Origin of the sequence: Sporolactobacillus shoreae, assembly GCF_004684935.1 — a bacterium.
GTDB classification, from domain to species: domain Bacteria; phylum Bacillota; class Bacilli; order Bacillales; family Sporolactobacillaceae; genus Sporolactobacillus; species Sporolactobacillus shoreae.
On sequence record NZ_SRJD01000016.1, the window covers coordinates 62,277 to 88,700 of the forward strand.

Consider the following 26,424-nt stretch of genomic DNA (forward strand, 5'->3'; position numbering starts at 1 on the left):
ATGCGCATCCGCGCATTTTCTACTCAGCACCGTTCTGACCCATCCGCTCTTTCTATTTTTTCGATGACATGTTATGCTTTTCCCCATATGGAACTTAATTAAAATAGCGGGATTACGGAGGTGCAGCAGTTGAAAACATTAACGGAATTTAAGAAATTTCTTTCCCGAGGCAATGTGATGGATCTCGCGATTGCGGTCATTATCGGTGCTGCCTTCGGACAGATCGTCAACTCACTGGTCAAGGATATTGTCACGCCACCGATCGGCCTTTTGCTCGGAAAAGTAGATTTCAGCAGTCTTTACATTAACTTATCTGGCCATCCGTACAGCAGTTTGTCGGCAGCTCAGAAAGCTGGCGCTCCGACCATTAACTACGGAAATTTTCTTAATTCTGTTGTAAATTTTCTGATTATCTCTCTTGTCATCTTCTTCGCTGTCAAATTAGTCAATAAAGCGTCGCGCAAAAAGCCTGCCGAACAGACAACAAAAAATTGCCCCTACTGCCTTTCTTCAATTCCCCTCAAAGCGACAAAGTGCCCGCACTGCACAGGTGATCTTCCCTTAGAGGAATCCGTTCAGTTGAATCCGCAACAATAACTGATTTTTTTAAAGGCTAAGTTTTAATTCAATGTTGTTTTTGCCCCTCCGTTAATTGGAGCGGAAAACAACAGACAAGTTTAACAAAGCCTTTTATAAAAAGCCCGGCTAAGCGAGCCGGGCTTTTGAGTATTTCTCTAACTTTTGAGTCGATCTTTCTATTTGCCATTTTTCCTTTACCTGATTTTCACAGGCAGCGGCCTAACTTCTGTTTCGATGATCCGGTTATGGTCGAAAGTGCAGTGATAATCGGCAGGACGGTGGCCATCAATATCAAGAACGGCTTTCATAAAAACACGGAGAGTGGGTACGGTTCCGTAGTTACTCTCAGACAGGACCCATTCCTCACTCTTCCACTCGAGGATCCCTTCCCGTGTACCCATGGGGGTGCTAAGACCATTCATGTTTCTAATATCCGCGACAAACACATACATTCCCTGCACCGGTTCACTATCAGGATTCCAGGTTACGATTCCCCTGAAAACAGGCCTCTTGATACTGACTCCTGTCTCTTCTCCGATCTCACGAACGACGCATTCCTCGGGTGACTCGCCGGGTTCAAGTTTTCCGCCGACGCCATTCCAGGCGCCCTGCCACGGATTCTTCTCCCGGTTTATCATCAGTATTTTCCCATCGTGTCTGATAAATGCCAGTGTATAGCGAAGCATCTGCGTCCCCCATTTATCCGCTCAAAATTCTGAAATAGAACGGATACTAGCTTCATTATAACAAAATTGTGTCGAATCAACGGACATCACACAGTTTTTTTTAAGATCATTGAAAGTTTTATTGACAGAACGTTTGTTCGTTTGATAACATATTATCAGAACATTTGTTCAAAACAAAACATGAGGTGATTTTATGGCAGAAGCAAAAACAGAAATCCGTTTTAGCGTGATTCAACATTTTGGGGTGATCGCACAAGAGCCCGGAGGTTGGACCAAAGAACTGAACCTTGTCAGCTGGAATGACAGGGACGCTAAGTATGACATTCGAAGCTGGGCCCCGGACAAGAAAAAGATGCGACGTGGAATCACATTGACCGGCGTCGAATGCGCTATGCTCCGAACTTTGCTCAACACACGCTTTCCGCAGACTTCATTGGCACTCCAATCTGAGACCCCTCCGGCTGTCCAATCCTAATTCACTTTACTTATTCATCAATTCGCTAATATCACGGATATTGACCATCGTTTTAACCTGTCTTCACTTCTTTTCACCCCAACCATATGTTGCCTTCTCCCGGCCCTCAATCAGACTTTCTATGCCACTGAGCTCACGGTATTGACAGCTTTCGCTCATTTCCATACACTGAGAATGATAAATCTTGTCGATTAAGTGTCTGTAGAGCTGACAGCTCAAATGTAATTTCTATGAAACAGATAATCTATTAATACTGGGAGAGGTTATTAAATGGGTGATAGGGTACTTGAAAAGAATACCGGCTTCAAAAAATGGTGGAAAATGATCAGGCCTCACACCCTGACTGCGTCTTTTGTCCCGGTAGCACTCGGTACCGCTCTCGTTCTTCCGATGAAAAAACCAGATATTCCTCTTTTTATCGCCATGCTGGCTGCTTCAATGCTGATCCAGATCGCGACGAATCTGTTTAATGAATACTTCGACTATAAAAGAGGTCTCGATACATCGGAATCTGTGGGAATTGGAGGAAGCATTGTCCGCGACGGGTTCCGTCCGAAAACGATTCTGAACCTTGCGCTCATGCTCTGCTTGATCTCCATCCTCATCGGAGTTTATATCTGCATCGAGAGCAGCTGGTGGATTGCTCTTGCGGGAATCGTCTGCATGCTAACCGGGTATCTCTATTCCGGCGGACCCTATCCGATTGCGTATACGCCATTCGGGGAACTCGCCTCGGGCCTGTTTATGGGTGTATTTATTATCTGGATCTCTTTCTTTATTCAGGCGGAAACACTGACACTGAGCACCATATTGATTTCTGTACCGATCGGTATTCTGGTCGGGGGAATCAATATGGCCAACAACATCCGTGATCTGTCAGGCGATCAGGAAAAAGGGCGTAAAACACTCCCTATTCTTCTCGGACGCACTCGGGCTATTAATCTTCTGGCCGCACTTTTTGCCTTCTCTTACCTGTGGATTATCGGTCTGATGATCTTTCATGTCGAATCCGCGTGGCTGTTGATCGTATTTGCAAGCTTGCCGAAAGCGATACAAGCCACAAAGCTTTTCCATGGAAAGACGAAATCGATTCAACTGATGCCGGCCATGAAGGCTACAGCCCAGATGACGACATTGTTTGGTCTTTTGCTTTCCATCGGTTTGGTACTTGACCATTTCATTTAAATAGTATGCTGGGAACAGGTGCGGCCTTTATCATTGGTCGCCCCTTTTTCCAAGGATAAGAAAATTGTGAATGGACTGGGCTCAGCATTAAAATCTGAAGCACAATACATTCTGCTTCAGCCTGAAGCATCATCGTACATGCGACTGATGCAAAACAGTCTCAGGAGCGGGCGATTTTTGACCAACTTTTCTTACAACGATTTAAAGGGAGGATTAGTGAGAACCAAACAGGCCGCCACAACATAGGCTCAGCCTGCACTAAAAGCTTGGCTTCACCAAATTCTTTTTATAATGACTTCTCGTTTCGAGTAAAATGTATTGCTGAAAAAAAGAAAAACGTGTAAGATGTATTTGTTAATTGAATAACAGTTTCCTTCAGGGCAGGGTGAAATTCCCGATCGGCGGTGTTGGATGTAATACTCCAGAGTCCGCGAGCCATATGGCTGATCCGGTAAAAAGCCGGAACCGACAGTAAAGTCTGGATGAAAGAAGGATGATGTCATGGCGCTTTTTAAACGCCTTCTGTTTTGCGATGAGTGAATCAGATTGCGGTTTTGTTTCACCGTGCAGTCAGTCCATCTGAAAATAAGCCCGAGGGGAAAAGATTCCCCTGGGCTTTTATTTTTGAGTGGAACAACGAACCCATACTTAGAGAAAGCTCTCTCATCTGGGCAACCTGAAACAGAACTACTGAAGCGCAAGGCACCGTCCCCAAAAAAAATTTTATGGGGTGGTTTTTGATGATGCAGTCATCGCTTAAGAAAATGATTTTAGTCTCCTTATTATCGGCAATCGGATTTCTAATCATGTTGATCGCCTTTCCGGTACCCATGATTCCCGGGTTTCTGACACTCGATTTCAGTGACCTGCCGGCGCTGATCGGAGCAATGATTCTGGGTCCAATTGCCGGAATCGCCATAGAACTCATTAAAAATATTCTTCACGTTCTTTTGACCGGATCGCTGACTGTCGTGCCGGTTGGAGAAATGGCTAACTTTTCGGCCGGATCCATACTCATTCTGGTTTCATGGCTTTTCTACCGCAAAAAGCGCTCATTATCGGCGCTCGCAACGGGAATGATTATTGGGACACTGGCAATGACGATCATTATGTCGGTGGCAAATTATTATCTCATTTTCCCGGGGTATGCCCTGTTCCTTGGATTCAGTATCAATGCGGCGGTTTCGGTGGCGCAAAGCGCCAATCACAGTATCCAGAACCTCCTCACACTTATCGTCTACGGTGTCGCTCCGTTTAATTTGCTGAAAGGCATCGCACTCACGATTCTGATCATCCCGGTATTCGCACGTCTCCGCGGCTTTATCAGCCGTAAAAGAACAGTTAGCTGACCTGTTGTTTCACTGATTAAATGATTCAATTAATAACAGCCAAATCACAAAAATACCCGTTGACAGCTTCAAACTGTCGGCGGGTATTTTTGACATGTCCTGATTTTTCAGATCCTCAACACATTAATAAACGTAGGCAGTGCCCACAATAATCAGCAAAATGAACAGAACAACGACTAATGCAAATCCGCTTCCGGATCCTCCGTATGTTGCACCCATATCGTCACCCGCCCCTTTAACCATTGATTTTGAGCAGTTTACACGGCTCAACACTTTATTGTATTCGCTTGGACGTTATTGGTGCGGACTTTGAATAGCGGGCAGATTTGCTATTAAGAGACCCAGATTAGCTCATTGCGATTTTTCTGCTTCCTCATCGTTCCCAGGGTTTATTTAGCGTCAGTTTTGAGACAAACGCCTTTGTTTCGCTTCTCCTCTCTTTTCGATGAAGATAACGCTTTTCAGCTGTATCATACAGCATTTTTTCTTCCTCGCTCTCTGGGATCACTTTTGGGACCGGCACCACTTTGCCGTCCGGGCCGAGCGCGACAAAAGTTAGGAAAGAGGTTGTGCAAAGCGTCCGTTCTCCTGTCATCAGATCTTCGGTAATAATTTTCACGAAAACTTCCATGGAAGTATGATGGGTCCAAGTGACAGTCGCTTCCAGACAAACCGAGGATCCAGCTTTAATTGGATGAAGGAAGTCAACGGAATCGATTGAAGCTGTGACGACAAGCTGACGGGCATGTCTCATTGCGGCAATCGCTCCGATATTGTCCACATACATCATTAATTTTCCGCCAAAAAAAGTACCATGGTTATTTGTATCGTTCGGCATGACATGGATTGATGTCACGGATCGTGATTCTCTAGCCTTTTTAGCCTCCATTTTTTTCTCCTCCGCGGCATTTGCCACATATTTGAAAGTCTTACTTTATCATAAATCAAAACGGGACGGGCGGCCAAATGCAAGGTCAGGAATTTTATTCGACACGAGATTGGCCTTCCCGTCATTTCTCTACATTTTAACGTTTTTTAAACAAACATGTGGGAAATTTTACATCGAATAAAGTGCAAAAAACGCTGAAATGCTCTTGACAAATTCATTTTTTCCTATCTCAATGTTACAGAACTGTAATGTGGCTAAAACATGCCTGAGATATTCAACGCTTACAATTACCGTTGGGTGCAAAACAAGTGCAAATCTTGTTTTGCACATTAAGGAGGTTTTTCTTATATGAATATCATTAAAAGGCTGACGGCGGTAACAAGCCTGACGGTGTGTGTCGGAATTCTTGCACCGACGACCATCGTTTTGGCCAAGACGAACAGTACAAATGATAGTCACATGATCAAAAAAAATCCTGAACTCACATCGGACGCGGTCGGCTTCAGTTTGTTGGATCCGGCCGGGCAAACAGACACCAATGATAACAACAGCATATTCGGAAACAGTTTGCTTCAGCAGGGGGATACCGGTCCTTCTGTTGTAGAGCTTCAGGATGCACTTCACGCGCTGGGCTATTACAGCGGCAACATTGACGGAATATTCGATACACTTACGTCAGACGCTGCCCGATCATTCCAGTCCGATCAGAAGATTGCGGATAACGGTATTGTCGGCGCCGCTACAAAAACGGCCCTTTACGATGTGTACCGCAACACGGAAGAAGCCAAAGCATTCCAGAAAAAAGCAGAAGAAATAAAAAAACAGGATCAAAAGGCTGAAGAAGAGAAAGCAAAAAAAGCGGCTGAAGAAAAGGCTCAGAAGGCCCGCGCCGAGAAAGCCAGAAAAGCCGCGGAAATAGTGGCAAGACTCAAACAGGCGCGTGAGAACCAGCATCCGGTTGTTAAAGCTGTTGTTTACAAACCTGAGAGCCGGAAAAGCTCGGTCGTTCGTTCACAGTCATCAAGGTCACTGACTGTGGTGGCAACAAGCTACGCGCTTGGCGGAAGGACAGCCACCGGAATTGATTTCAGCGGAAACCCGGACGCTAAAGTGATCGCCGTGGATCCCGATGTCATTCCACTCGGATCCCGCGTTTTGATTCCGGGCTACGGCATTTATCTGGCAGCTGATACAGGAGGAAGCATTCAGGGCAATCGGATTGATATTCATTTCCCAAGCAAGACAGCGGCACTGAACTTCGGAGTAAGAACTCTGACAATCCAGATTCTTCACTAACGACCATAAAAATATATGGAAAAGCCGATGAACATGACGTTCATCGGCTTTTTACATGGTTGCATGAATCAAAAAACAAACACATTAATTATTTATCGATCCGGTACTGGATTTTTTGCTTATCATTATATCTTTCAATACCCAGATCAATTAGCCTTTCAATAAGCTGCTGATAGGGCAACCCTGTGTGCTTCCAAAGCAACGGAAACATGCTGAATTGTGTAAATCCGGGCATCGTATTCACTTCATTGACAACGACACGCTGGTCTTTTTCTCGGACAAAAACATCAACACGGGCAAGACCGGATAAGCTCAGTGCCCTGAAAGCGCGCTTCGCCACATCCTCCAGCTCCGCTTTGACTTTCTCAGGCAAGTCGGCAGGTATAACCAATGAACTTTTACCCTCTACATATTTTGACTGATAATCATAAAATGCGGCACCTTGGGTAATGATCTCACCCGGAACTGAAACTGAAAGATGATGGTTGCCGATGACACCGACTTCTACCTCGCGCCCGATAATTTTTTCTTCAATGATGACCTTGGTGTCAAAGCGGAAGGCGTCTGTAACAGACGCCGAAAGTTCGGTTTCACTGAGACACTGGCTGATACCGACACTGGAACCGCAATTTGCTGGTTTGATAAAGCACGGATATCCAATTGTATTCTTTACATTAAGAATCACTTCAGGCGCGTCCGTTTCCCATTCAAAACGTGAGACTGACAAGTAACCCGGACCCGGAATGTGATGCGCAGTAAAGATATCCTTCATGAGCACCTTATCCATGCCTGCAGCTGAACCGGCAACACCAGAGCCGACATAGGCGATATTCAGTAATTCAAAAAGTCCCTGAACGGTTCCGTCCTCCCCGTTCGGCCCGTGCAGAAGCGGAAAAACGATATCCGGACGGTTATTCCCAAGAACGGGCGAAGAAGGAGCGAGCCAATGCTCCGCCTGAGATTCGAGAGAGGCATTTTCATTAAGAAGCAGCTGATCCTTGTATTCAAGCTTCTTCGTGATTTCAGGGCCGGCAATCCAGCGTCCGTCCTGTTGGATGTGAACTGGCTGAACCCGGTAATGTTCCAGATTCATCGCATTAATTACAGAAAATGCGGTCAGCAGCGAAATTTCGTACTCCGTTGATTTTCCGCCATAAAGCACGGCGACCGTTTTTTTCTTATTCGTCATGATCAATTCCTCTATTCTCTTTCCGATTTCAATAACAGATGGCAGGATTGGAACCATGATTGCTCTGAGGATGCCCCGATCCGGACGCCAATTATTAGTTTAGCACAAACCGATTAAGAAAAATGAAGTAATTAAGCTAATTTTTCATCGCAGCTTATCGCGCCGTTGGGCCGTTTTTACTTTTTTAATGTTACATGTTCAAAATAATCTATTCGTTCCAGCATGGTCGGGTGATCATACTGGATCCATTTGACCAGAGCCGGCGGATTAATTTCGCCGAGACTTGCCGATGACAATTTCTGGAAGGAAGAAATGGCTGCGCTCCGGTTCTGTGTCATGTGGATCGCATAAGTGTCCGCCGCGTGCTCGAACTGACGGGAAACCACATTCTGCGCAGGTTCGCCGGCAAATGACAATGTGGCCAGCAGCAGAAGGACGAGGGGCAGCGCGGCCAGATCACCAGGATGGGCAAGGTTCAGGCGCGGCCCCCACCTTTCAACAATCCACAGCAGCAATTTCGCCGCCAGAAACAGTCCGATCAGAAGCCCTGTGAGTGCCGCCGCCATCCCCCAGAGTATATGGTGCATAACGTAATGCCCCATCTCATGAGCCATAATAAACAATACTTCCGGTCGGCTGAGCTGATGGACCGTCGTATCCCAGAGGACAATCCGCAGATTCGAACCGACGCCATTCACATAGGCATTCATCGCGTTCGTCTGCTTCGACATGTCCACTTCATACACATTATGAGCAGGGATTCCGGCTTCTGAGGCCATATTCAGGATTTCCTGTTTCAGCTGCCCGTTCGGCAGACTTTGAAAATGATTATACAGTGGATCAATCACGACCGGCTGAAGGTACATTAAAAAAACGATAAATGGTATAGCCAGCAGCCAGACCGGCAGCCACCAGTTTCTCGGATTTCTGCGGATGAAAAAAAACACGGTTGCGAGCCCGATAAAGCCGATCAGGCTGTCGACAACAAAACCGATTCCCTGATCCCTCAGCCAGCTCTGAAGCGGCTGAACCGATATCCCGTAATGAAGCGACAACCTGTATGAAATATAGTCAACAGGTAGAAAAACAGCTGCGGAAATAAGGGATAGAGCGGCAAAGCAGAACAGCATCTGCACAAGATAGAGACCCGACATGTGTTCCGAACAATTTCTCAGCCATCGGGAAAATCCGGAAATCAGTATAAACAGATAAACGCCCCACTCCAAAGGAATCGAGGCAAATGATATGAAATGGCGCCACGAATTGTACCGGGCGCTTTCAGCCAGCTGATGCTGTGACATGAACAAAGAAGGATCTGCCGGAGTTCCCTTCGCTTGCGGCGGAACACCCGCTTTCACCCAGATAAAAAAATAGGCAGCCATGATCACAAGATAGATGCCATATGCCGCCATGAAACTCCAGCCAATTTTCTTCAAAAAGAACTCCCCCTCCCCGTCCCCGGGAAAACTCAGCCATTCAAAGACCGGACTTGACTACTCTAAATTTAATCTTCCCGTAAGACGTTTAGAACAAGCCCTTGCCCAAGGATCATGTTTCAGAACAGGATGTTCAGAAGATCCTCGAGGCCTATTTTCCCGAAATACCGATGCGCGTCCACAGTTTTAAGCTTTGAAGCGACATCATCCGGTTCATATTTTGTGCCAGTCAGCAGGTTTTCAATATCCGAAATATCTTCAACACCAAAAAAATCTCCAAAAATCGAAGCCTGTTCGATGACACCTTTTTTTACATCCAGACGGATGTCAATCCGGCCGCCGGGAAAACGGTGCGCCTTTCGGACATTAAACTGAGGAGATTTTCCGTAAACCCAGTCCCAGTCACGGTAGCGGTGCTGTGCAATAGCGACAATGTTGGTCCAGTCCTCATCCGTGATGTCATATTCGGGGATTTCCCCATCATCAAAAATATAATGAAGCAGCGTTTCCCGGAACTGCTGAATATCCATGTCCTCTGAGAGATGTCCCCGGATATTCGTCACCCTGCTCCGAACAGACTTTATGCCCTTGGACTCGTATTTTTCAGCATCCGGGTGCAGAGCCTTTGAAACATTGTCAAGATTGACATCAAAAAGAAGCGTGCCGTGGCTGAAAATCCTGCCGCCCGTTACAAACTGAGCGTTGCCGGAAATTTTTTTACCCTCTACGGTTAGGTCATTGCGACCTTCCAGCTTTGCTTCGACTCCCATAGCTTTCAACGCCCGGATCACCGGCTCCGTAAATTTCCTGTAATTATTGAAACTGTCCCCGTCATCTTTTGAAATAAAGCTGAAGCTCAGGTTACCGGGGTCATTGTAGACGGCCCCACCGCCGGAAAGCCTCCGGGTCACCGTTACTTTGTGCGACCGGATATAATCCATGTTCACTTCTTCAACCGTATTTTGATTCCGTCCGACAATCACCGTCGGCGTCATCCGATAAAACATCAAGTAGGTCTCATTAATATCCAGATGTTTCAGGGCATATTCTTCCATCGCAAAGTTAAGCGTCTGGTCCAGAATGTCCCGGTTATTGATATATTTCATTCATTTTCCTCCCCCTTCGCAAAACAGTAAATCCTTCTCTATCTTAAAACGGTTTCAGACGGTCGTCCAGATTGTTGCGTGATTAGCATGATCCACATGATTGGAATCATCATCCCTTTTTTTCTTTACAAGATAGCCGAATTTACGCTAAGCTAATTTTGTCGGCTGCTAAACGGTACGGATTTATTATTGCAGTGAGCAGCCATTAACAAAAGTCGGGAGGAAGCGCGGATGACAACCATTTATCTGGTCAGACATGGACGGACACTTTTTAATTTACTGAATAAAGTTCAGGGGATCTCTGATACGCCGCTCCTGAAAGAAGGCGAACGGAAAGCTGAAGAGCTCGGTGAACGATTCAAACAGGAGGGTATCACTTTCGACGCGGCATACTCAAGCGATCTGAGCCGCGCCGTAAAGACCGCGCACCTGTTGCTTTCCCATTCAGCGAATCCGGATCTTCCTGTGATTGAAACGGCGGACCTTCGTGAGACAAGCTTTGGCATGTTTGAAGGTGAACCGAACGACGATGTTTGGGCAAGGGCAGGAGAGGAATCGGGTAACCCTGAATTGAATGGTGGTGCGCCGGATGAAATAAGGATCGAAGGCCTTTCAGCCCTGAAAAGGCTGGATACAACCGGCTACGGCGAAAGCTATGAAGATGTCCGTGACAGGCTGGAGCATATACTGGATCGCCTCGCCTCGTCTGGAAAAACCAGTATCCTCGCCGTCAGCCATGGGATGTTTATCAATTGTGCCGTCTATACACTGGCCAAACAGAGAAAACACCTGCCGCCTATTCCGAATACAAGCGTAACCAAGCTTATTTACAAGGATGGCCGATTTGAGATTGCGTATGTCGGCCGGACTGAAGATCTATGATTTGATCCATTCTTTAAGCTCGTGCGTAGCATCGTGCAATCACTCAAATACTTTAAAAATCGCTCAATGACAATTCGGGCGATTTTTTTAATATGTATAAAAAATAGGGACGATGAAACAACATTGGGCCACGCAAATCAGCGGGAAGATCATTGGTTGGTTAAACCGTTTTTTGTTTCAGTGCCAAGCAGTTCTTTTTTAAAAGGAAAGTAAAGTGTCATTCCCGAGCCGGCGACAATTAGTCCGAAACAGACAAGAATCCAATGAACCGGTAGTTGGCCGACCAGAAATGAGCCGAAAAGTGTGCCCAAAGGAACGGTACTGGAGCTCAACATCGCACCGAAACTATTGACCCGTCCCCTTTTATCATCTTCGGTAATTAATTGAGACGTCGTTCCAATACCGATACTTGCGAAACTGACCCCCAGGCCGAGTAATCCGAAAAAAACAGCCATCGAAATAAAATCTGGCAATAGTCCCGCTAACATTAATGCAACGCCTTCCATGACGAGACCAATCATTGCCATCCTGATTAAATGACCCGTTTTACCGAAAAAAATGGTAAGAGCCCCCAACAAAGCGCCAATGGATATCGCCGCATCAATCCAGCCCAACCCTGCTGATCCGAATTTCAATTGATGACTGATAACAACAAGGAAAATTTCAACCGGTGCCAGGAAAAAGTTAATAATGACGCCCCCTACCAAAGTGAGGCATAAAAGACGTTTCATTCGAAGTGTATAGAAGAACCCCTCTTTAAACCTCGTTAAAAATGATTCACTATGCTCCGGCTGACTGACTGCAGGAACCTTCAGAAAAAGTGAGAAGAAAAAAGAAATGATAAATGATAGACCATTTAAAGCAAATACTGAACTGATTGACAAAAATGAAATCAATATACCTCCGATGACCGGCCCACAAATCGTTGAAAAGCGGCGAATAAATTCAAAAACTGCGTTTCCTTTTGATAGATTGTTCTTATCCAAAATAAGCGGAATTGTCGAAGAAAGGGCCGGCGAGAAAAAAGCATTCATCGCTGAAATCAAGGCGAGAAACAAATTAATGGCGATTAGTGAGAAATGCCCTTCCAAAGTCAGAAAAGCGATCACAAACATTATCAAACCTCTGAAAAAATCTGAAATAATCAATATTTGTTTTTTTATATTCCGATCAGCAAAAACACCTGCCCAAGGCATGACGAGGATTGAGGGAAGCGTCATGCAGAAAACGCTCATTCCGAGGGACATGGCTGAGCCTGTCTGTTTCATAATCGTCCACATTAGACCGATATAATAAATTTGATCGCCTAAGATAGAAATCCCCTGTCCTCCAAGCAGAAGTACAAATTGACGATTTTTCACTAATTGGTTCATCCTGTTCGCCTCACATTTAATATACATAGAATTAATTATTTGATTTTCATCGAATAACAAGGCAAAAAAAGGCCCAGTCGGCGCCGGACCGCGTCTGATCAGTCCTGATCTTTAACTAAAGATTGAAGCATTTGACTCATTAATTTTTTAATTTGCTTATCCCTGACCTCGTAATAAATTCGATTTTCTTTCCGGACAGGTCTGACCAAACCATAGTGCGCCAGTGAAGATAAATGATGAGAGATTGTTGAATTGGAAAGATGCAGTCGCTGGCCTAACTCATAACCGTAAAGCGGACTCTGATTCAGCAGGCGAATTATGCTGATACGTTTTTCATCAGCCAGTACTCTGAATGCCTGATCCACTTTGTCTCTGTCAGCAGAATACCCCGATTCTTCAAAGGGAAGCTGCTTGATACCAAATAAAAAGAGGCAGAAATTTTCAGTGCTGGTAGTGAAAGACCAGTCATCATAGAACACAGAAGGGGCAAGAACAACCTCATCCATCTGATCCACAGGCATCTGATATTTCTTTGAAATAAGTTGTAAAAACTTTTCTTCTCCATATGCTTCGGCAAAACTCTTCACTCTATTGATTGTAATTCGTTGTTTTTCCATGAATCCGCTTAATTCATCTTCTATTATTTGGGAAAAATCATGCAAAAGCTTAACCAGGCGTTCTTTGGTTTCCTCTTTATGAACATACAGATAGAGCAATTTCCACTTTTCCTGTTCCGGAAGGTTACTCGAATCAATATTTGCTGTCGTTGATTCCAGATTTAAGGGGTTAATAGTGCCCTCCGGTCCATAACCTGTGTGAAGAAAATAGGAGAATAATTTTTGACTGGGGAATTGTTTCAGCGACTCTAAGAAGGAATCAATATCGTGATAGTTTTTTTCATCCCACGCAAAACGAATCAACGTTAAACCCAGGTAGCTCTCATAATTGAAAAACACATCCAGTTCGTCTTTTACATTCTGAGGCAAAATCGCTCTCTTCTGCTCCACCCACTGCTTCAATTCAAACGGTTTTCCCTTAAAATTCCGGGAATCGTCTAATTCGATTCGTTCATGTGTTGTTACACGAAACATCGCTGCCAGCAGTTCAAATACGGGAGAAGTCAGATAATGAATTTCAGGCATTGTATTTGCCAATCAAATCGCTCCAATAGTTAGTACAATTTCGATTTAGATAAAATTGTTATTTTTATATTAGTGAAATTATAACGCATATTCAGTGTTTATTGAACCAATAGAAAAGAAAAATTTTCACTGTACTATTGAAATGCGCTCCCTCCTTTTTACTATGCTCCAAAATTCGCAAAAGAAAAAAACACCTTTAGGTGAGCCTATCAGACTCATAAAGGTGTTTTTAGTGCTTAGCTTAGGATTCCAGGGACGATGTTGAAGCGCCAGTTCTGCTCATAGATCTGGTTTCGTTCTTGCTCCAATGAAATTTGATCGAGAACGTGATAATGCTTAGTGTCAGACCAATGACCACAAACAGGATAAGCGCCGTGACGTTCTGAAGGAACATCTGATGCTGATGTCCGTCGATGATATTTCTGAAGCCATTAACGCTGTATGTCATCGGCAGAACATGTGAAACAGCCTGAAGCCACTTCGGAATCAGCTGGATCGCGTATGCGCCGCCGCTCGTCACAAGCTGAAAAATCAGAATGACGATGCAGGCAAACCGGCCCTCATTGTTGAAGGAGCCCGCGAGCCACTGAATGATTGCCATATAGCTCATGCTCGTCAGTATCGTGAAACCGATAAATACTGCCGGATTATTAACCTGGAGGCCAAGCCCTTTCAGCACAACGACATCAATCAGCAGCGCCTGCCCGATTGACATCAGGATCGTGATAAAGAATTTGCTGAGTGCGATATTCCATCCTGCCGTCGCCAGTCCCGCCGGTTTTCCAAGATCATAAATGATCGTCAGCAGCAGGGCTCCGACATAAAGCCCCAGGGAAATAAAGTATGGCGCAAAGCCTGATCCAAACGTATTGACCGCCTGATGAGATCCGTCAATGGTCGTAACCGGCTGAGCAAATTGAGTCGCGTGTGCATTGTTCGTCGGCGTCTTGGCCAGCTGACTGTGTGCATCGGAAAGACTGTTTCCGAGTTTCGTATTGCCGTCATAAATCTTCTGAGCGCCGGACGAGAGCTGGTTCGCGCCGCCGGACAGTTGATGGGTGCCATTCGTCAACTGGTGAGCGCCGTTGTTGAGCGATTGCGCTCCACTCGCCAATGCTCCCGTACTGCTTGCCAAGGTCGACGCTCCGCTTGCAAGGCTTCCAGAATTACTGTTCAGCTGATTCAGTCCGCTGTTTAACGACTGTGCCCCCTGAGCAGCCTGATTAACACTGGAAATGATCAATGGGATTCCACTGCTTCCAGCCAATTGGGATGTTCCGGAAGCTAACTGCTGAGCAGCTGAATTCAGAGTCAAGCCGGTTGTCGGATCCTTCTGCTGCAGGCTGCTGACAACTCCACTTTTAATCTGAGAGGCTGTGTTTGAAGCTGTCTGTTGAGCGATTTGTTGCGCTGTACCAAAAGCAGTTTGCTTAATCGTGTTTGTTGCAGATTGCTGCAAGCTGCTTGAAATTGTTGGTGCATTTCCAGAGATTGCAGAATTAATAGTAGTTATCGTTTGATTTGCCACATCATCCGATGTTTTGCTTAACTGTGACACCACGTCTGGGTTACTTAGAATTCCCTCTGCTATTTGTGTTGCCGTGTTTTCAGGCGTATTATTATTTGTCGCCTTTTCAACTGCAGCAATGAGTAGGGGCTCAATATTGGTCGGTAAATTCGAACTTAGGGATTTACTGATTGTCGCCTGTGACTGTGTCACGGATTGAGTAATGCCGCCCGTAATTTGCTCCGCTGCCGCATCTGATTGTGCCTTAAGATTGCTAGCCTGAGCTACAGCACCGTTCTCGATCTGTGATTCATTTCTAATAATCTGCTGTTTTGCTGCTTCTCCGATCACCGTGGGATTAATAGAGTTATTAATCTGTCCCGGCAGCCCTTGAATAATGGAGTAAAATTCCTGCATCCCGTTATTCAAGCTGCTGACATTTGCGCCGAGGTTTTGCTGCTGTATGCCGCTGTTCAGCTGATTCAAGCCGGAAATCAGCTGACCGGATCCGGGAACAATCTGATGGCTTACGGCGCCCGTGTATTGCTGAACACCATTGCTCAGCGTCTTGGCACCGTTATTCAACTGTGACGCCCCGCTCGCCAGCTTTCCGGTTCCATCTGCCAACTGTGTCGTGCCGCTCATCATGGTTTTGAATCCGCTTTTGAGCTTGTTCAGTCCGTCCACTTCTTTTTTGCTTCCACTTGCGAGTGATTTTGAACCGCTCGCTGCGTCACTCAGGCCGCGGGTCAGTTGATCAATCTGAGCGTACATTGACTGGGCATAGGTTTTCGTTATCTCATTGGATATGCGTGTTTTCAGCTGCTGCAGTCCCAGATCAGCCATTCTGGAGGAAATAAAATTGTAATCGGCGTTAATCCGATAATCCATGCTGGCCGGTTTCAGTTTCTGATCCATCAGCGTCGTCGCGTTCTTCGAAAAAGATGCCGGAATCCGGACAGTCATGAAATAGCGATTGTTATTAAAACCATCCTGAGCTTCTTTTTCGCTGACAAACTGCCAGTCAAAACTGTTGTTCTTCTTCAGATTCTTAACCAGATCATTACCGGCATTAATCTGTTTTCCGGCGATCTCTGCCCCCTGATCCTGATTAACGACAGCAACAGGAAGATTACCCGTTTTGCCAAAAGCATCCCAGAACCCGTAAAGGAACATGCCTGCGTACAGCAGCGGGACACACATGACCGCAACCATGACGACGATGTTATGCGGCTTTGCGACGATCGCCTTCAATTCCGCAACAATCAAATGAATAAAGTTCATAAATAGATACACCCTTTTCTATAAATCTCAACTCTCTGCTGTCCACGCGGTTAATTTCTAACCTATGACAAAATATTTTCTAAATGACTATTTTGGTCATTTAGTCATTTCAGTTTAAAAAAATAGGGGGATCACCAATCACTATTTTTTTAAACCTCTGACAAGATACAACTCGAACAGATCGGCAATTTCTTTACTGGACAGCGGTTCATGGCGCTGTTCCCAGTCAAAGACGAGCGCAATGTACAGTTTCAGGATAACAAATGCTGTCACCTTCGGATCACAGTGTTTGATGTCACCCTTCTTCTCCGCTTCCTTGATGATGTCCACGAGAAAATCGAGAATCGCGTCTTCAACATCGCCCAATGCCTGTTTCGCCTGCATGGTACCGATTTCTCTGATTTCCTGAGTCAGTTTAATCGTCAGCTGATGCTCTTTTCTGAATTCCAGCACACTGAACAATGCCCGGTGAAGATTTTCGAAGAAAGTATCTTCCGGGCTGATCGCGCCAGTCGCCACTTTTTTCACCTTTTGGATGAACTGGTTCATGATTTCATAGAACAATTCCTCCTTATTCTTAAAAAAAGTGTAAATCGTCCCCTTGCCGACGCTCGCCACACGCGCCACAAGATCCATCGTCGTCGCTTTGTAACCGAATGAGGCAAAAGTCTCTTCCGCAGCCTTTGTAATACTTTCCTTCCGATCAACAACCATTTTTCATCACCATATTCTGACCGAATGAACATTTTAGTCATTTTGTTTCGTAAAAAATAATACCACATCACACGTTGAGGTGCAAGAAAATTTATTTAAGGGTTGCCAGCGGAGAAAACTCGTCCATTTTAATGACGAGATGAATCCGCGTCTTGGGCAACCCCATAGAGGTAAAATAACCGTACCCTCTTGTGTTAAAAAAGGGAACGTGCGTTCTATAATCATTTCAAAAGGAGGTGAATTCCATGGTGATGAGGGGCATAAAATTGAGAATCTATCCCAACCAACAGCAACGCCAGCAATTGGCTCAAAACTTTGGCTGCACCCGCTTTGTTTGGAATCAGATGCTGGCGATGCTCAATGAGCGGCATGAAAATAATCCCAAGGCTTCTTTTTTGACTGCTTATGCTCTGAATAACTTGCTTCCTCTGCTGAAAAAGGAACATCCCTTTCTTAAAGAAGCGGAGAGCACCAGCCTACAAGTCACCAATCAACATTTAATAGAAGCCTTTCACGCGTTCTTTAGAAAAGAAAAAGGGCATCCCAAGTTCAAAACCAAACACGCCTTCAAGCAAAGCTATACCTCCAAGTGCGTGAATGGCAACATCCAGCCCGTCGGCGATCATGGGATTCGCCTGCCGAAACTGGGGATTCTTCGCTTTAAAGCCGGACAACGACTCCCGGAAACGATCAAACAAGTCACCCTGAACCGCACGCCGACAGGGAAATACTTTGCCGTCTTAACCGTGGAAGGCGAAAACCAAGCCTTCCCGAAAACCGGCAAAACCGTCGGCTATGACTTAGGTGTAAAAGACCTGCTCGTGGGTTCCGTGGAGGGTCTCCGACATCCCACCACTCGTTTTGATCAGAGCTTAGCCCGTAAGCTTCGCCTGTGGCAGCAAACATTAGCCCGGCGGCAACGGCTGGCGAAAAAAGCTATTGCCTGGGACCACCACCAAAAGCTGCCCGTACCCCGCACCTTGGCGGACTTTAAAAACGTAGCCAAAGCTCGCCTTCAAGTCGCTCTAATTCATGAAAAAATAGCGAACCAGCGGGCGGACAAGCTCCATAAATTGACGACCCAACTCGTGAAAACGTATGATCGGATCGCCTTGGAGAACTTGAAAGCCCAAAATCTTCTTCGGAATCAAAAAAATCGGCCTCTGTGGCCGATAATTGGAGCCTCTTTCAGATTGGCTTTGTTAAAACTTGTCTGTTGTTTTTCGCTCCAATCAATGGGGTAACAAAAATCAACATTGACTATTAACACAGCCTTCAGATTAACAAATCTTTCACTCGGTTCAGTAGTTTCTCAATTTCGCTTTTGTCCACTTTATAATAAGACTTGTTTTCTTTTCTCACAGATTTGACATTGCCTATATCAACGAGAATCAGTACACTGGCAAAGATAAATAAGGACACCTTGCGTCGTCTACTCATGGCATTCATCTCCTGATTGAAATCAGGAGGTTTCTGCCTAACTTTTAACTAAAGTTGTCCTCTGCCGTAGAACTAAAACCACTTGGCATCAACCTTTGGGGAAGCCTGCCCCTGCCTTCCAGTTTGCGGATTATAAGGAACCACGTAATAAGCAGCTTTCGACAGCGGGTTGACAAAATCGATCCGGAACTCGTTTTTCCCGGTAACCGTGCCCCTATATGTCGCTTGCCCGTTCTCCTCCGAATAGATTTTGTACACGATCCGCTTGTCGGAGGATCCGTTCCAGCTCAGATTGAGAGCAGGCAAAGCATATTTTCCAAGCGTGCCCTGGGCATTCAGATTGGTCACCTTCGCAAGACGCACGGGCTGATCCAAGTCTGAGACACCGGCTGGCTTTTTAAAAGCGAGCTGCGCTTGGCCAGGGATACTGTTAATCACCGATTTAAACAGCCTGACGGCATCGTCGCTTGACCCGGAGAGATACTGGTTCTTGTTTGTTTGATCATATCCAATCCAGACCGAACCGACCGCGTTGGGTGTGTAGCCGACAAACCATTCATCACGTTGCCCATTTTTTGTAAAAGCCGTGGACCCGGTTTTTCCGGCAATAGAAATCGGGCTGTATCCGGCACTCGCTGTCCCGCTCTTCACAACCGATTGAAGCATCCGTGTCATGTACCATGCTGTTTGAGGTGAGAAAATTTTATTTTTCTTTGGCTGGGCCGTGCCGATTTTCTGGCCTTGATAGTTATAAATGGACTGAATAAAATACGGTTCGGTCTGCACGCCCTGGTTGTCAAACACTGTATAGGCCGATGCCATCTGAAGCGGAGTCACCCCCTTCTGCAGGCCTCCTAGAGCGATGGCGAGTCCGTTGTCCGGAATCTTGATATCCATCTTTGATAAATAGCTTTTGCTCTTGCTGATGCCAATTTGATTCAGAAGCCAGACAGCTGGGGCGTTCTCCGAAACCGTGATCGCGTCATACATGGTTATTTCTCCCCTGTAGACACCATTGTAGTTTGTCGGCGTGTAGTTCCCATAGCTGACTTTCTTGTCCTGCAGCATCGAATAGGGCTGGTAGGAGCCGGAATCAAGCGCCGGTCCGTAAACAGCCAGCGGCTTGAACGAAGATCCGGGCTGCCTCTGATCATTCACATGGTTGTAGCTTCCACTTACGTAATCCCGGCCGCCCTGAACCGCCATCACTCCTCCGTTTTTATTCATCAGAGTGAATGCCCCCTGCGGTGAAACTCTCGGATTCGTTCCGCGGAAATAACTGTTCTGTTTAAAGGCGTTGTAGGACGCCCTCTGGGCTGCCACGTTCATTGGAACGACGATCTTATACCCGCCGCGGATCAGGTCATCCGGACTGATATGATAGCGCTGTTCTGCTTCATCTTTCACCATGTCGATGTAAGTGTCATACTCCGGATGAGTCTGGATCTTATGGACATCGAGTCCGAGTGTCTTGCCCTTATCACGCACAGACTCCTCCGCTGAGATATAGCCGTACTTCTGAAGCAGGCCCAGAACAAGATTTCTCCGTTCCAGTGCCTTCTGCGGATGAAGGATCGGAGAATAACCGTTCGGGCCCTTAGGCAGCGCAGCAAGCAATGCGGCCTGATCCTCCGTCAGCTGGCTGACATCCTTATTAAAAAAGAAACGCGAAGCCATCTGCACACCGTAAATCCCGTGGCCGAAGTAAAGCTGATTCAGATACATCTCCAGGATCTGTTGCTTACTGTATTTTCGTTCCAGGCTGACAGCAATGGCCGCCTCTTTCGCTTTGCGGAACCAGGTTTTCTGGTCAGATAGATAAGCATTTCTGGCGAGCTGCTGTGTGATCGTACTTCCGCCTTCCTCTTTAGAACCTGAAAGAATATCTGTTACGATCGCTCTCATTGTCCCGCGCAGATCAATGCCCGAGTGCTGGTAAAAGCGAACGTCTTCCGTTGCAATAAATGCATCCTGCACCCTTTTCGGAATCTGCTTCAGTGTTACCGGATCCCTGTTTTCCGCGTAAAGTCTGGAAATCTCATGGCCCTGTTCGTCAACGATGACCGAAGTCCGGCTCATGACTAGCTTTTCATCATCCGTATAGTGATTGCCAGTGAGGAGAATCACAAAATAGAACAGCAGCCCGACGATGACCGCTCCAAGCACGAAATAAGCGACATGAAATAAGTGCAACGCCACCGCTCTTCTGTCCATCTGTTCCGTCCAGCTCTTCAAGGCCTTCCACCAATTCCAATTCATATTTGCATCCTCTTATAGTCTTTGCTGTTTTCTTATTCCACATTACCAAAAAAAAAGAAAGACGCAACTGATTACAAAAATTTTTGACAGGTTGAGACAATAATTTCCAATTATTTATCCTCTTTCAATTCAATGTTGGGGCCGATGGGTGACCTTTTATCATTGATGGGACCTTTTTATATTTTTTCTCCCTTGATTTCTTTTTATCTCAGTTAGCTCATATATTGTAAAAAAAGGCCCTTCCGCTTGAATGACGGAAAGGCTTTCTTCTTCATTTCAATGATCAATGGAAATGTAACAGGTCCTGATTAAGAAGCTTGTCCTTTACTCCCGGTTTTTTCACTTAGATAGAGCTCGCTGTGTGTCCGGCTGTAAGCAAAATAGACAATCAACCCGAGTACAAACCAGACAACAAATCGGATCCAAGTCGCGGGCTTAAGCCCTGTAATTAAATACGCGCAGGAGATGATGCCCAGGATCGGAACCCAAGGGAAAAGAGGCGCTTTGAACGAACGCTTCAAATCTTTGCGTTTATACCGGAGAACAATTACCCCAGCACAGACAATGATGAAGGCGAACAGCGTGCCGATGCTGACAAGTTCGGAAACAAGACCAATTGGGAAAAGTCCGGCTGTAATGGCGCAGGCAACTGCAACAATAATCGTAGAAATCTTTGGTGTCTGATGTTTCTGGTCGACACTCCCAAGAAATTTAGGAATTAACCCGTCTCTGGCCATGGCAAAGAAAATTCTTGATTGCCCGTACATCAACACAAGACATACGGAAGTAATTCCGCAAATCGCACCAACAGACACAAGTGCCGAGCCCCAGTGGATACCGATTTGATCCAAAGCATAGGCTACGGGGGCTGCCTTTCCAGCAGGTGTATTGTACGCTGTGTATTTCACAATACCGGTCAGAATTCCCGAAACAATGATATAGAGAACAGTACAGATTAAGAGTGAATAAATAATGCCTTTTGGCATATTCTTCTGTGGATTCCGTGTTTCCTCGGCCGCTGTTGATACAGCATCAAAGCCGATATAGGAAAAGAACACAACTGCGGCACCGGAAACAACGCCATTAAAGCCGAAAGGCATAAAAGGAACCCAATTGCCCGGCTTAACATGCCAAACAGCAAGAACGATAAACAGCAGAACGACAGCAACTTTAATAATGACGATGACACTGTTCAGACCGGAAGTATTTTTGACTCCACTGATCAGCAGCCAGGCGATCAAACCAATAATCAGCATCGCCGGGATATTAATAATACCGCCCTTGTCGAATGGAGACAGTGTGAGCGCCGTTGGCAGATGAATCCCGACATTATTCAGGAGGTTAACGACGTATCCTGACCAGCCGATTGCAACGGTAGCAATCCCGACTGCATACTCAAGAATCAAATCCCAGCCGATAATCCAGCCCCAGATTTCTCCTAGCCCTGCATAACCATATGTATAGGCACTACCAGCTACAGGAACCATTGAAGCAAATTCCGCGTAACACAAAGCTGCAAAGACACAGGCAAGCCCAGATAGAACAAAAGAAATGACCAGTGCCGGACCTGATAGCGTTGCTGCAGCAACCCCTGTCAGTACAAAAATTCCCGTCCCAATGATACAGCCAATGCCCAGCAAGGTCAGATCAAAAGCTCCTAAAGCTTTTTTTAGCCCCTGATTGCCCTTGGTTTCATCCAAAAGCATGCTGATTGGCTTTGTACGAAAAATACCATTCATAAACCAAGCCTCCCAAAAAGTTATTGTAAAATAGTTGCAAGATTGAATTGATAAAAAATTAATTCTTTTTTATTATAAATGAGTCAAAAAATATTTCAATATTTCATGTCATGTTTTCTAACATAAAACTTGAAATTACTCAATTTAGCCTATAAAATATTTGCGCTTCTGTTATGCATTGACGATCACCGCTATTTCTGCTAATATATTTTCGTTGATCATTTTAGTTTGTTCCTGGGGCATTAGCTCAGCTGGGAGAGCGTTGCCTTCGCATGGCAGAGGTCAGGGGTTCGATCCCCCTATGCTCCATTAAAAGAATAATGTTTGAGAAGCCGCATAGTGTTGCGGCTCTTCTTGCAGAATACAGTTTTCAAAAGCAGGTGTTATTGTGGCTGAACGATCCATTGTCGAAAAATTGAAATTGGACAAGTATCAAAATACGGTGATCCTTAATCTTCCTGAATCCGAATTCAGCCACTTTAGCGGAATTAAGGACTTTGATCAGACATTCATGAAAGAAAAATACGATCTGATTTTCGCCTTTACCTTCACCTTTGATGAGCTGAAAGAAACGGTTCTTGAAACCATCAGACGGAACAGACTACAAAAAAACGGTTATTTGTATCTAGCTTATCCCAAAAAGGGAAATAAAATCTATAGTAGCTTTGTGCACCGGGATGAACTATTTCCGGGACTAGATGTTAATCCGGACGGATATATCGGAAAAAGTGATATTAAGTTTGCCCGTATGGTCAGCCTTGATGAAGTCTTCACCATTGTGGGTCTTAAAGAAGCCGGATCAGGAAGAAAAAGGAAGAGTACGTCAAACAGCCAGTGCGTGGACGACTATATCAGCTACATTCCCAGGATTGAGTCATATCTCTCGGAAAAAGCGGCCGCAGCCGCCTTTTATCAAAGCCTGACTCCCGGGTACCGGAAAGACTGGGCAAGATACGTATTCAGTGCCAAACAGGAAACAACACGGGATAAGCGGCTTTCGGAGATGGAAATGATCCTCGGCAAGGGTTTCAAGTCGAAGGATCTATACCGCCAGTCTCAGCAGAAATAATGAAACGGATCCGCTCAAAACGGATCCGTTTTTTTTATGATCATTTTTTTGCACAAAACTTATTTAAGCCGCAATACAGCTAAAATTTTCTGAAGGCCAAATCCAATGGCGCTATAGACAATCAGAGCGAAAACCGCTGAGAGATCCAGGCTGTGACCATTAAAGACAACCGGGTGAAAAATGCCTGTAAACGGTTGAAGGATCGGCTCACTCAATCCATTGAGCAAACTCACAAACGGTGTATCATTGGCTCCAAAAAATTTAAGAAGTATATATAAAACGATAATAATCTGTATAAAAGTCAGAAGGATGCTGATCAGTTTCGGAAGCACGCCTGAATTTTTCCCTTTCACCTTTCTTCTTCCTTTCAAATAAATAGTGATCTTAAAAACTTATCGCCTGCTCTTTTCCATGTTAAGGGATAACGATGTTCCAGTCAAATGATCTTCTGGAGCTCCTTCGAGCGAAGTATTGAGCGAGAAGACTCGCGGATCGCCCGCGAAAGCGGGTATCTGGAGCGAAAGCGGGTATCTGGAGCGAAAAAGAACAGACAATTTTTGTCAAAGCAAAAAAAGAGGTCCGCCAAAAGGCAGAACCTCTCTTTATTTCCTGAAAATACTTTTTATCTGTCAGTGATTCAGACGTTTTTCGAGTGCGGCTTTTTCATCTTCATAACCTGGCTTGCCAAGCAATGCGAACATGTTCTTCTTGTATGCTTCAACCCCAGGCTGGTTAAATGCGTTGACACCCAGCAGGAATCCACTCACGGCAACCGCTTTTTCAAAGAAATACATCAGGTAGCCGAGATGATACTCGGTCAATTCAGGAATCGTTACCACAAGCTGAGGAACCTGACCGTCTGTGTGAGCCAGTCGAACCCCTTCGGCAGCCTTTTTATTGACATAGTCCATCGTTTTTCCCGAAAGGAAATTCAGGTTGTCAAGATTTTCCGCCTCAGGCTTGATCGTAATATTCTCGCGCGGCTCGTCAACAAGGACAGCCGTCTCGAACATGACGCGGCTCCCTTCCTGAACAAACTGGCCAAGTGAATGAAGATCCGTGCTGAAGTCAGCGGACGAAGGATAGAGTCCCTTGAAATCCTTGCCTTCACTCTCTCCAAATAACTGCTTCCACCATTCAGCGAAATAGTGGAGATGCGGTTCAAAGTTAACCAGCATTTCAACAGATTTACCTTTGTTATAAAGAATATTGCGGATCGCCGCATACTGATAGGCCTGGTTCTTGCTCAGCTCCGGCTCGCTGAAATCATTCTGTGCGTCGCGCGCGCCTTCCATCAGGCTGCTGATATCCAAACCTGATGCAGCAATTGGCAGAAGGCCGACAGCGGTCAGAACAGAGAAACGTCCGCCAACATCGTCCGGAATGACAAAGCTTTCATACCCTTCCTTGTCCGCGAGTGTCTTCAGCGCGCCTTTCGCTTTATCAGTCGTCGCATAAATGCGTCCCTTCGCTTCTTCTTTGCCGTATTTATTTTCAAGAAATTCACGGAAAACACGGAATGCGATAGCCGGTTCTGTCGTTGTACCGGATTTGGAAATCACATTAACGGAAACGTCTTTGTCTTTAAGCACATCAAACAGTTCATTCAGATAAGTTGAGCTGATGCTGTTCCCGGCAAAGAAAATCTGCGGCGCTTTCCGTTCGCCTTTTTCCAGTTCGTTATAAAAAGAATGATTCAGTGTCTGAATCGCCGCACGAGCACCCAGATAGGATCCGCCGATTCCAATGACGACAAGGACATCAGAATCATTCTTGATTTTTTCAGCAGCTTTCTGAATCCGCGCAAATTCTTCTTTGTCATAATCTGTCGGAAGAGTCAGCCAACCAAGAAAATCATTTCCTGCAATTGTTTTTTCATGGATTGCTTTATGGGCAGCTGAGACCTGCGCCGATAAATAATCCAATTCATGTTCCGCGAAAAACGACAACGCGTTGCTATAATCAAAAGCAATTTTCTTACCCATTGTTCTGCCTCCAATAATCGAACGAAATTATCACACTTTTAATGGTACAAGACAACCCCTATAAATTCAAGTCGTGAATACCTGATATTCCTGGTCTGGAACCGATTTCACAATTATGTCACCAAACGATGAATGATGCGCCGAATGAACACTGAGAAGAAAAATGTATAATTAGGGACAGATCAGGCACCCTAAGTCTGCACCGACATCTAAGCACGTGTAAAAAGGAGGAAAGATTATGAGCGGTTTGCAGAGAACATGCCTGGCCTTTCTCGTTATCGGAGGCATTAACTGGGGACTGATCGGCTTCTTTCGATTCGATCTTATCGCAGCGATATTCGGCGGTTCTTATACAGCGCTTGCCCGAATCATTTATGGCATCGTTGGTCTTTGCGCGCTGTATTCCCTCACATTACTGTTTAAACCCAGTGAAGAACTGGAACGCCGGCGTGAACCGGAAATCCGCTGATCAACGGCAGCCGAATCGAGTAGGAGGAGATAATTTCTCCGACCTCTCACACCACCGTACGTACGGTTCCGTATACGGCAGTTCAATAGTTTAAGTGTGCACGCTCGAACAGACAGGTAAGATTTTTAAGACCTGTCTGTTCGAGTATTTTATTAGTTATTGCCCGATGTAGGATGTAGCTACAGGCGATACGCCAGTAGCCTTTTCGTGTATTTGCCCATTCCCACGCTTTTTGTTTGGGCACGTTAAGTTGAACAAGGCTTTTGTATTTCGTCCTGGTCCTCTTCCAACGTTTCCAAATGATCTGTCGAATTCTGCGCCGGAGCCATTCGTCTAAGTGGTGGATGTAACTTTTCATATAGCTAATGCCA

Annotated in this window: 25 protein-coding genes, 1 tRNA gene and 1 riboswitch; of the genes, 10 read left to right on the forward strand and 16 right to left on the reverse strand. The window is 45.5% G+C overall.

Annotation, left to right across the window (positions count from 1 at the left end; genetic code table 11):
* Positions 1 to 129 precede the first annotated feature (129 nt).
* Positions 130 to 597: a large conductance mechanosensitive channel protein MscL gene (gene mscL / locus E4665_RS13015; protein ID WP_135349235.1), complete on the forward strand. Its 468-nt coding sequence runs from the start codon at positions 130 to 132 to the stop codon at positions 595 to 597.
* Positions 598 to 773: 176 nt separating this feature from the next.
* Here the strand turns inward: mscL and E4665_RS13020 are convergent, their stop codons facing one another.
* Positions 774 to 1,265, reverse strand: a complete 492-nt coding sequence (locus E4665_RS13020) for an NUDIX hydrolase (protein WP_135349236.1) — start codon at positions 1,263 to 1,265, stop codon at positions 774 to 776.
* 193 nt (positions 1,266 to 1,458) lie between these two features.
* Here E4665_RS13020 and E4665_RS13025 point away from each other — a divergent pair, with 193 nt between their 5' ends.
* From E4665_RS13025 to E4665_RS13035, 3 genes are all read left to right on the forward strand, one after another.
* Positions 1,459 to 1,740, forward strand: coding sequence for a YdbC family protein (locus E4665_RS13025; RefSeq protein WP_135349237.1), 282 nt, complete (start codon positions 1,459 to 1,461; stop codon positions 1,738 to 1,740).
* 270 nt (positions 1,741 to 2,010) lie between these two features.
* Positions 2,011 to 2,925, forward strand: a complete 915-nt coding sequence (locus tag E4665_RS13030) for a 1,4-dihydroxy-2-naphthoate polyprenyltransferase (RefSeq protein WP_135349238.1) — start codon at positions 2,011 to 2,013, stop codon at positions 2,923 to 2,925.
* Between the two features lie 367 nt (positions 2,926 to 3,292).
* Positions 3,293 to 3,423, forward strand: a riboswitch (FMN riboswitch).
* Between the two features lie 242 nt (positions 3,424 to 3,665).
* Positions 3,666 to 4,274: an ECF transporter S component gene (locus E4665_RS13035; RefSeq protein ID WP_135349239.1), complete on the forward strand. Its 609-nt coding sequence runs from the start codon at positions 3,666 to 3,668 to the stop codon at positions 4,272 to 4,274.
* Between the two features lie 123 nt (positions 4,275 to 4,397).
* Here E4665_RS13035 and E4665_RS13040 read toward each other — a convergent pair whose 3' ends face one another.
* Together E4665_RS13040 and E4665_RS13045 are read right to left on the reverse strand one after the other, a co-directional pair.
* Positions 4,398 to 4,493: a YjcZ family sporulation protein gene (locus E4665_RS13040; protein WP_135349240.1), complete on the reverse strand. Its 96-nt coding sequence runs from the start codon at positions 4,491 to 4,493 to the stop codon at positions 4,398 to 4,400.
* Between the two features lie 154 nt (positions 4,494 to 4,647).
* On the reverse strand, positions 4,648 to 5,163 hold the full coding sequence (locus E4665_RS13045) for an acyl-CoA thioesterase (protein ID WP_135349241.1): 516 nt from the start codon (positions 5,161 to 5,163) through the stop codon (positions 4,648 to 4,650).
* A 348-nt stretch (positions 5,164 to 5,511) separates the two neighbouring features.
* On the opposite strand from E4665_RS13045, the gene E4665_RS13050 reads away from it, so the two are divergent.
* Positions 5,512 to 6,459 carry a 3D domain-containing protein gene (locus E4665_RS13050; protein ID WP_135349242.1) on the forward strand — a complete coding sequence of 316 codons (948 nt, stop codon included), beginning with the start codon at positions 5,512 to 5,514 and terminating at the stop codon, positions 6,457 to 6,459.
* 88 nt (positions 6,460 to 6,547) lie between these two features.
* Here the strand turns inward: E4665_RS13050 and E4665_RS13055 are convergent, their stop codons facing one another.
* From E4665_RS13055 to E4665_RS13065, 3 genes are all read right to left on the reverse strand, one after another.
* Positions 6,548 to 7,648, reverse strand: coding sequence for a D-alanine--D-alanine ligase (locus E4665_RS13055; RefSeq protein WP_135349243.1), 1,101 nt, complete (start codon positions 7,646 to 7,648; stop codon positions 6,548 to 6,550).
* Between the two features lie 176 nt (positions 7,649 to 7,824).
* Positions 7,825 to 9,084: a M48 family metallopeptidase gene (locus E4665_RS13060; protein ID WP_135349244.1), complete on the reverse strand. Its 1,260-nt coding sequence runs from the start codon at positions 9,082 to 9,084 to the stop codon at positions 7,825 to 7,827.
* A gap of 119 nt (positions 9,085 to 9,203) precedes the next feature.
* Positions 9,204 to 10,190 (reverse strand): lipoate--protein ligase, encoded by a 987-nt coding sequence (locus E4665_RS13065; RefSeq protein WP_135349245.1) that lies wholly within the window; start codon positions 10,188 to 10,190, stop codon positions 9,204 to 9,206.
* Between the two features lie 231 nt (positions 10,191 to 10,421).
* On the opposite strand from E4665_RS13065, the gene E4665_RS13070 reads away from it, so the two are divergent.
* Positions 10,422 to 11,072, forward strand: coding sequence for a histidine phosphatase family protein (locus tag E4665_RS13070; protein ID WP_135349246.1), 651 nt, complete (start codon positions 10,422 to 10,424; stop codon positions 11,070 to 11,072).
* 149 nt (positions 11,073 to 11,221) lie between these two features.
* Here E4665_RS13070 and E4665_RS13075 read toward each other — a convergent pair whose 3' ends face one another.
* The 4 genes from E4665_RS13075 to E4665_RS13090 all read right to left on the reverse strand — a co-directional run bounded on the left by E4665_RS13075 (position 11,222) and on the right by E4665_RS13090 (position 17,092).
* Complete coding sequence (locus tag E4665_RS13075; protein ID WP_167815205.1) at positions 11,222 to 12,445, reverse strand: MFS transporter; 1,224 nt, start codon at positions 12,443 to 12,445, stop codon at positions 11,222 to 11,224.
* 98 nt (positions 12,446 to 12,543) lie between these two features.
* On the reverse strand, positions 12,544 to 13,599 hold the full coding sequence (locus E4665_RS13080) for an ArsR/SmtB family transcription factor (RefSeq protein WP_135349248.1): 1,056 nt from the start codon (positions 13,597 to 13,599) through the stop codon (positions 12,544 to 12,546).
* 229 nt (positions 13,600 to 13,828) lie between these two features.
* Positions 13,829 to 16,378 (reverse strand): YhgE/Pip domain-containing protein, encoded by a 2,550-nt coding sequence (locus E4665_RS13085; protein WP_135349249.1) that lies wholly within the window; start codon positions 16,376 to 16,378, stop codon positions 13,829 to 13,831.
* A 141-nt stretch (positions 16,379 to 16,519) separates the two neighbouring features.
* The gene (locus E4665_RS13090) at positions 16,520 to 17,092 is read right to left on the reverse strand and encodes a TetR/AcrR family transcriptional regulator (protein WP_135349250.1); all 573 of its coding nucleotides are present in this window, start codon (positions 17,090 to 17,092) and stop codon (positions 16,520 to 16,522) included.
* Between the two features lie 245 nt (positions 17,093 to 17,337).
* Here E4665_RS13090 and E4665_RS13095 point away from each other — a divergent pair, with 245 nt between their 5' ends.
* Positions 17,338 to 18,336, forward strand: coding sequence for an RNA-guided endonuclease TnpB family protein (locus E4665_RS13095; protein ID WP_135349251.1), 999 nt, complete (start codon positions 17,338 to 17,340; stop codon positions 18,334 to 18,336).
* A gap of 31 nt (positions 18,337 to 18,367) precedes the next feature.
* Here E4665_RS13095 and E4665_RS18190 read toward each other — a convergent pair whose 3' ends face one another.
* The 3 genes from E4665_RS18190 to E4665_RS13105 form a co-directional block, all read right to left on the reverse strand.
* Entirely contained in the window at positions 18,368 to 18,532 is a 165-nt protein-coding gene (locus E4665_RS18190; RefSeq protein WP_167815206.1) for a hypothetical protein, read from the reverse strand.
* A gap of 72 nt (positions 18,533 to 18,604) precedes the next feature.
* Positions 18,605 to 20,791, reverse strand: a complete 2,187-nt coding sequence (locus E4665_RS13100; protein WP_135349252.1) for a transglycosylase domain-containing protein — start codon at positions 20,789 to 20,791, stop codon at positions 18,605 to 18,607.
* Positions 20,792 to 21,099: 308 nt separating this feature from the next.
* A complete protein-coding gene (locus tag E4665_RS13105; protein ID WP_135349253.1) occupies positions 21,100 to 22,530 on the reverse strand; it encodes an amino acid permease in 1,431 nt (476 codons plus the stop codon).
* Positions 22,531 to 22,766: 236 nt separating this feature from the next.
* Between E4665_RS13105 and E4665_RS13110 the strand changes: the two genes are divergently transcribed.
* Both E4665_RS13110 and E4665_RS13115 read left to right on the forward strand, forming a co-directional pair.
* Positions 22,767 to 22,839: transfer RNA gene (locus E4665_RS13110), tRNA-Ala, on the forward strand.
* 79 nt (positions 22,840 to 22,918) lie between these two features.
* On the forward strand, positions 22,919 to 23,599 hold the full coding sequence (locus E4665_RS13115) for a YdeI/OmpD-associated family protein (protein WP_135349254.1): 681 nt from the start codon (positions 22,919 to 22,921) through the stop codon (positions 23,597 to 23,599).
* Positions 23,600 to 23,658: 59 nt separating this feature from the next.
* Here E4665_RS13115 and E4665_RS13120 read toward each other — a convergent pair whose 3' ends face one another.
* Both E4665_RS13120 and E4665_RS13125 read right to left on the reverse strand, forming a co-directional pair.
* A complete protein-coding gene (locus E4665_RS13120) occupies positions 23,659 to 23,952 on the reverse strand; it encodes a YggT family protein (protein ID WP_135349255.1) in 294 nt (97 codons plus the stop codon).
* Between the two features lie 276 nt (positions 23,953 to 24,228).
* On the reverse strand, positions 24,229 to 25,584 hold the full coding sequence (locus tag E4665_RS13125; RefSeq protein WP_135349256.1) for a glucose-6-phosphate isomerase: 1,356 nt from the start codon (positions 25,582 to 25,584) through the stop codon (positions 24,229 to 24,231).
* A gap of 238 nt (positions 25,585 to 25,822) precedes the next feature.
* Between E4665_RS13125 and E4665_RS13130 the strand changes: the two genes are divergently transcribed.
* Positions 25,823 to 26,053 (forward strand): DUF378 domain-containing protein, encoded by a 231-nt coding sequence (locus tag E4665_RS13130; RefSeq protein WP_135349257.1) that lies wholly within the window; start codon positions 25,823 to 25,825, stop codon positions 26,051 to 26,053.
* A gap of 82 nt (positions 26,054 to 26,135) precedes the next feature.
* On the opposite strand, the gene E4665_RS18380 is transcribed toward E4665_RS13130, so the two are convergent.
* On the reverse strand, positions 26,136 to 26,424 hold a 289-nt coding region (locus E4665_RS18380), incomplete at its 5' end, for a group II intron maturase-specific domain-containing protein (RefSeq protein ID WP_338326011.1).

Bases quoted from the DNA above. Each gene is read 5' to 3' on its own strand.
- E4665_RS13020 (WP_135349236.1), bottom strand. From the start codon at position 1,265: ATGCTTCGCTATACACTGGCATTTATCAGACACGATGGGAAAATACTG.
- E4665_RS13025 (WP_135349237.1), top strand. From the start codon at position 1,459: ATGGCAGAAGCAAAAACAGAAATCCGTTTTAGCGTGATTCAACATTTT.
- E4665_RS13030 (WP_135349238.1), top strand. From the start codon at position 2,011: ATGGGTGATAGGGTACTTGAAAAGAATACCGGCTTCAAAAAATGGTGG.
- E4665_RS13035 (WP_135349239.1), top strand. From the start codon at position 3,666: ATGATGCAGTCATCGCTTAAGAAAATGATTTTAGTCTCCTTATTATCG.
- E4665_RS13040 (WP_135349240.1), bottom strand. From the start codon at position 4,493: ATGGGTGCAACATACGGAGGATCCGGAAGCGGATTTGCATTAGTCGTT.
- E4665_RS13045 (WP_135349241.1), bottom strand. From the start codon at position 5,163: ATGGAGGCTAAAAAGGCTAGAGAATCACGATCCGTGACATCAATCCAT.
- E4665_RS13050 (WP_135349242.1), top strand. From the start codon at position 5,512: ATGAATATCATTAAAAGGCTGACGGCGGTAACAAGCCTGACGGTGTGT.
- E4665_RS13055 (WP_135349243.1), bottom strand. From the start codon at position 7,648: ATGACGAATAAGAAAAAAACGGTCGCCGTGCTTTATGGCGGAAAATCA.
- E4665_RS13065 (WP_135349245.1), bottom strand. From the start codon at position 10,190: ATGAAATATATCAATAACCGGGACATTCTGGACCAGACGCTTAACTTT.
- E4665_RS13070 (WP_135349246.1), top strand. From the start codon at position 10,422: ATGACAACCATTTATCTGGTCAGACATGGACGGACACTTTTTAATTTA.
- E4665_RS13075 (WP_167815205.1), bottom strand. From the start codon at position 12,445: ATGAACCAATTAGTGAAAAATCGTCAATTTGTACTTCTGCTTGGAGGA.
- E4665_RS13085 (WP_135349249.1), bottom strand. From the start codon at position 16,378: ATGAACTTTATTCATTTGATTGTTGCGGAATTGAAGGCGATCGTCGCA.
- E4665_RS13090 (WP_135349250.1), bottom strand. From the start codon at position 17,092: ATGGTTGTTGATCGGAAGGAAAGTATTACAAAGGCTGCGGAAGAGACT.
- E4665_RS13095 (WP_135349251.1), top strand. From the start codon at position 17,338: ATGGTGATGAGGGGCATAAAATTGAGAATCTATCCCAACCAACAGCAA.
- E4665_RS18190 (WP_167815206.1), bottom strand. From the start codon at position 18,532: ATGAGTAGACGACGCAAGGTGTCCTTATTTATCTTTGCCAGTGTACTG.
- E4665_RS13100 (WP_135349252.1), bottom strand. From the start codon at position 20,791: ATGAATTGGAATTGGTGGAAGGCCTTGAAGAGCTGGACGGAACAGATG.
- E4665_RS13105 (WP_135349253.1), bottom strand. From the start codon at position 22,530: ATGAATGGTATTTTTCGTACAAAGCCAATCAGCATGCTTTTGGATGAA.
- E4665_RS13125 (WP_135349256.1), bottom strand. From the start codon at position 25,584: ATGGGTAAGAAAATTGCTTTTGATTATAGCAACGCGTTGTCGTTTTTC.
- E4665_RS13130 (WP_135349257.1), top strand. From the start codon at position 25,823: ATGAGCGGTTTGCAGAGAACATGCCTGGCCTTTCTCGTTATCGGAGGC.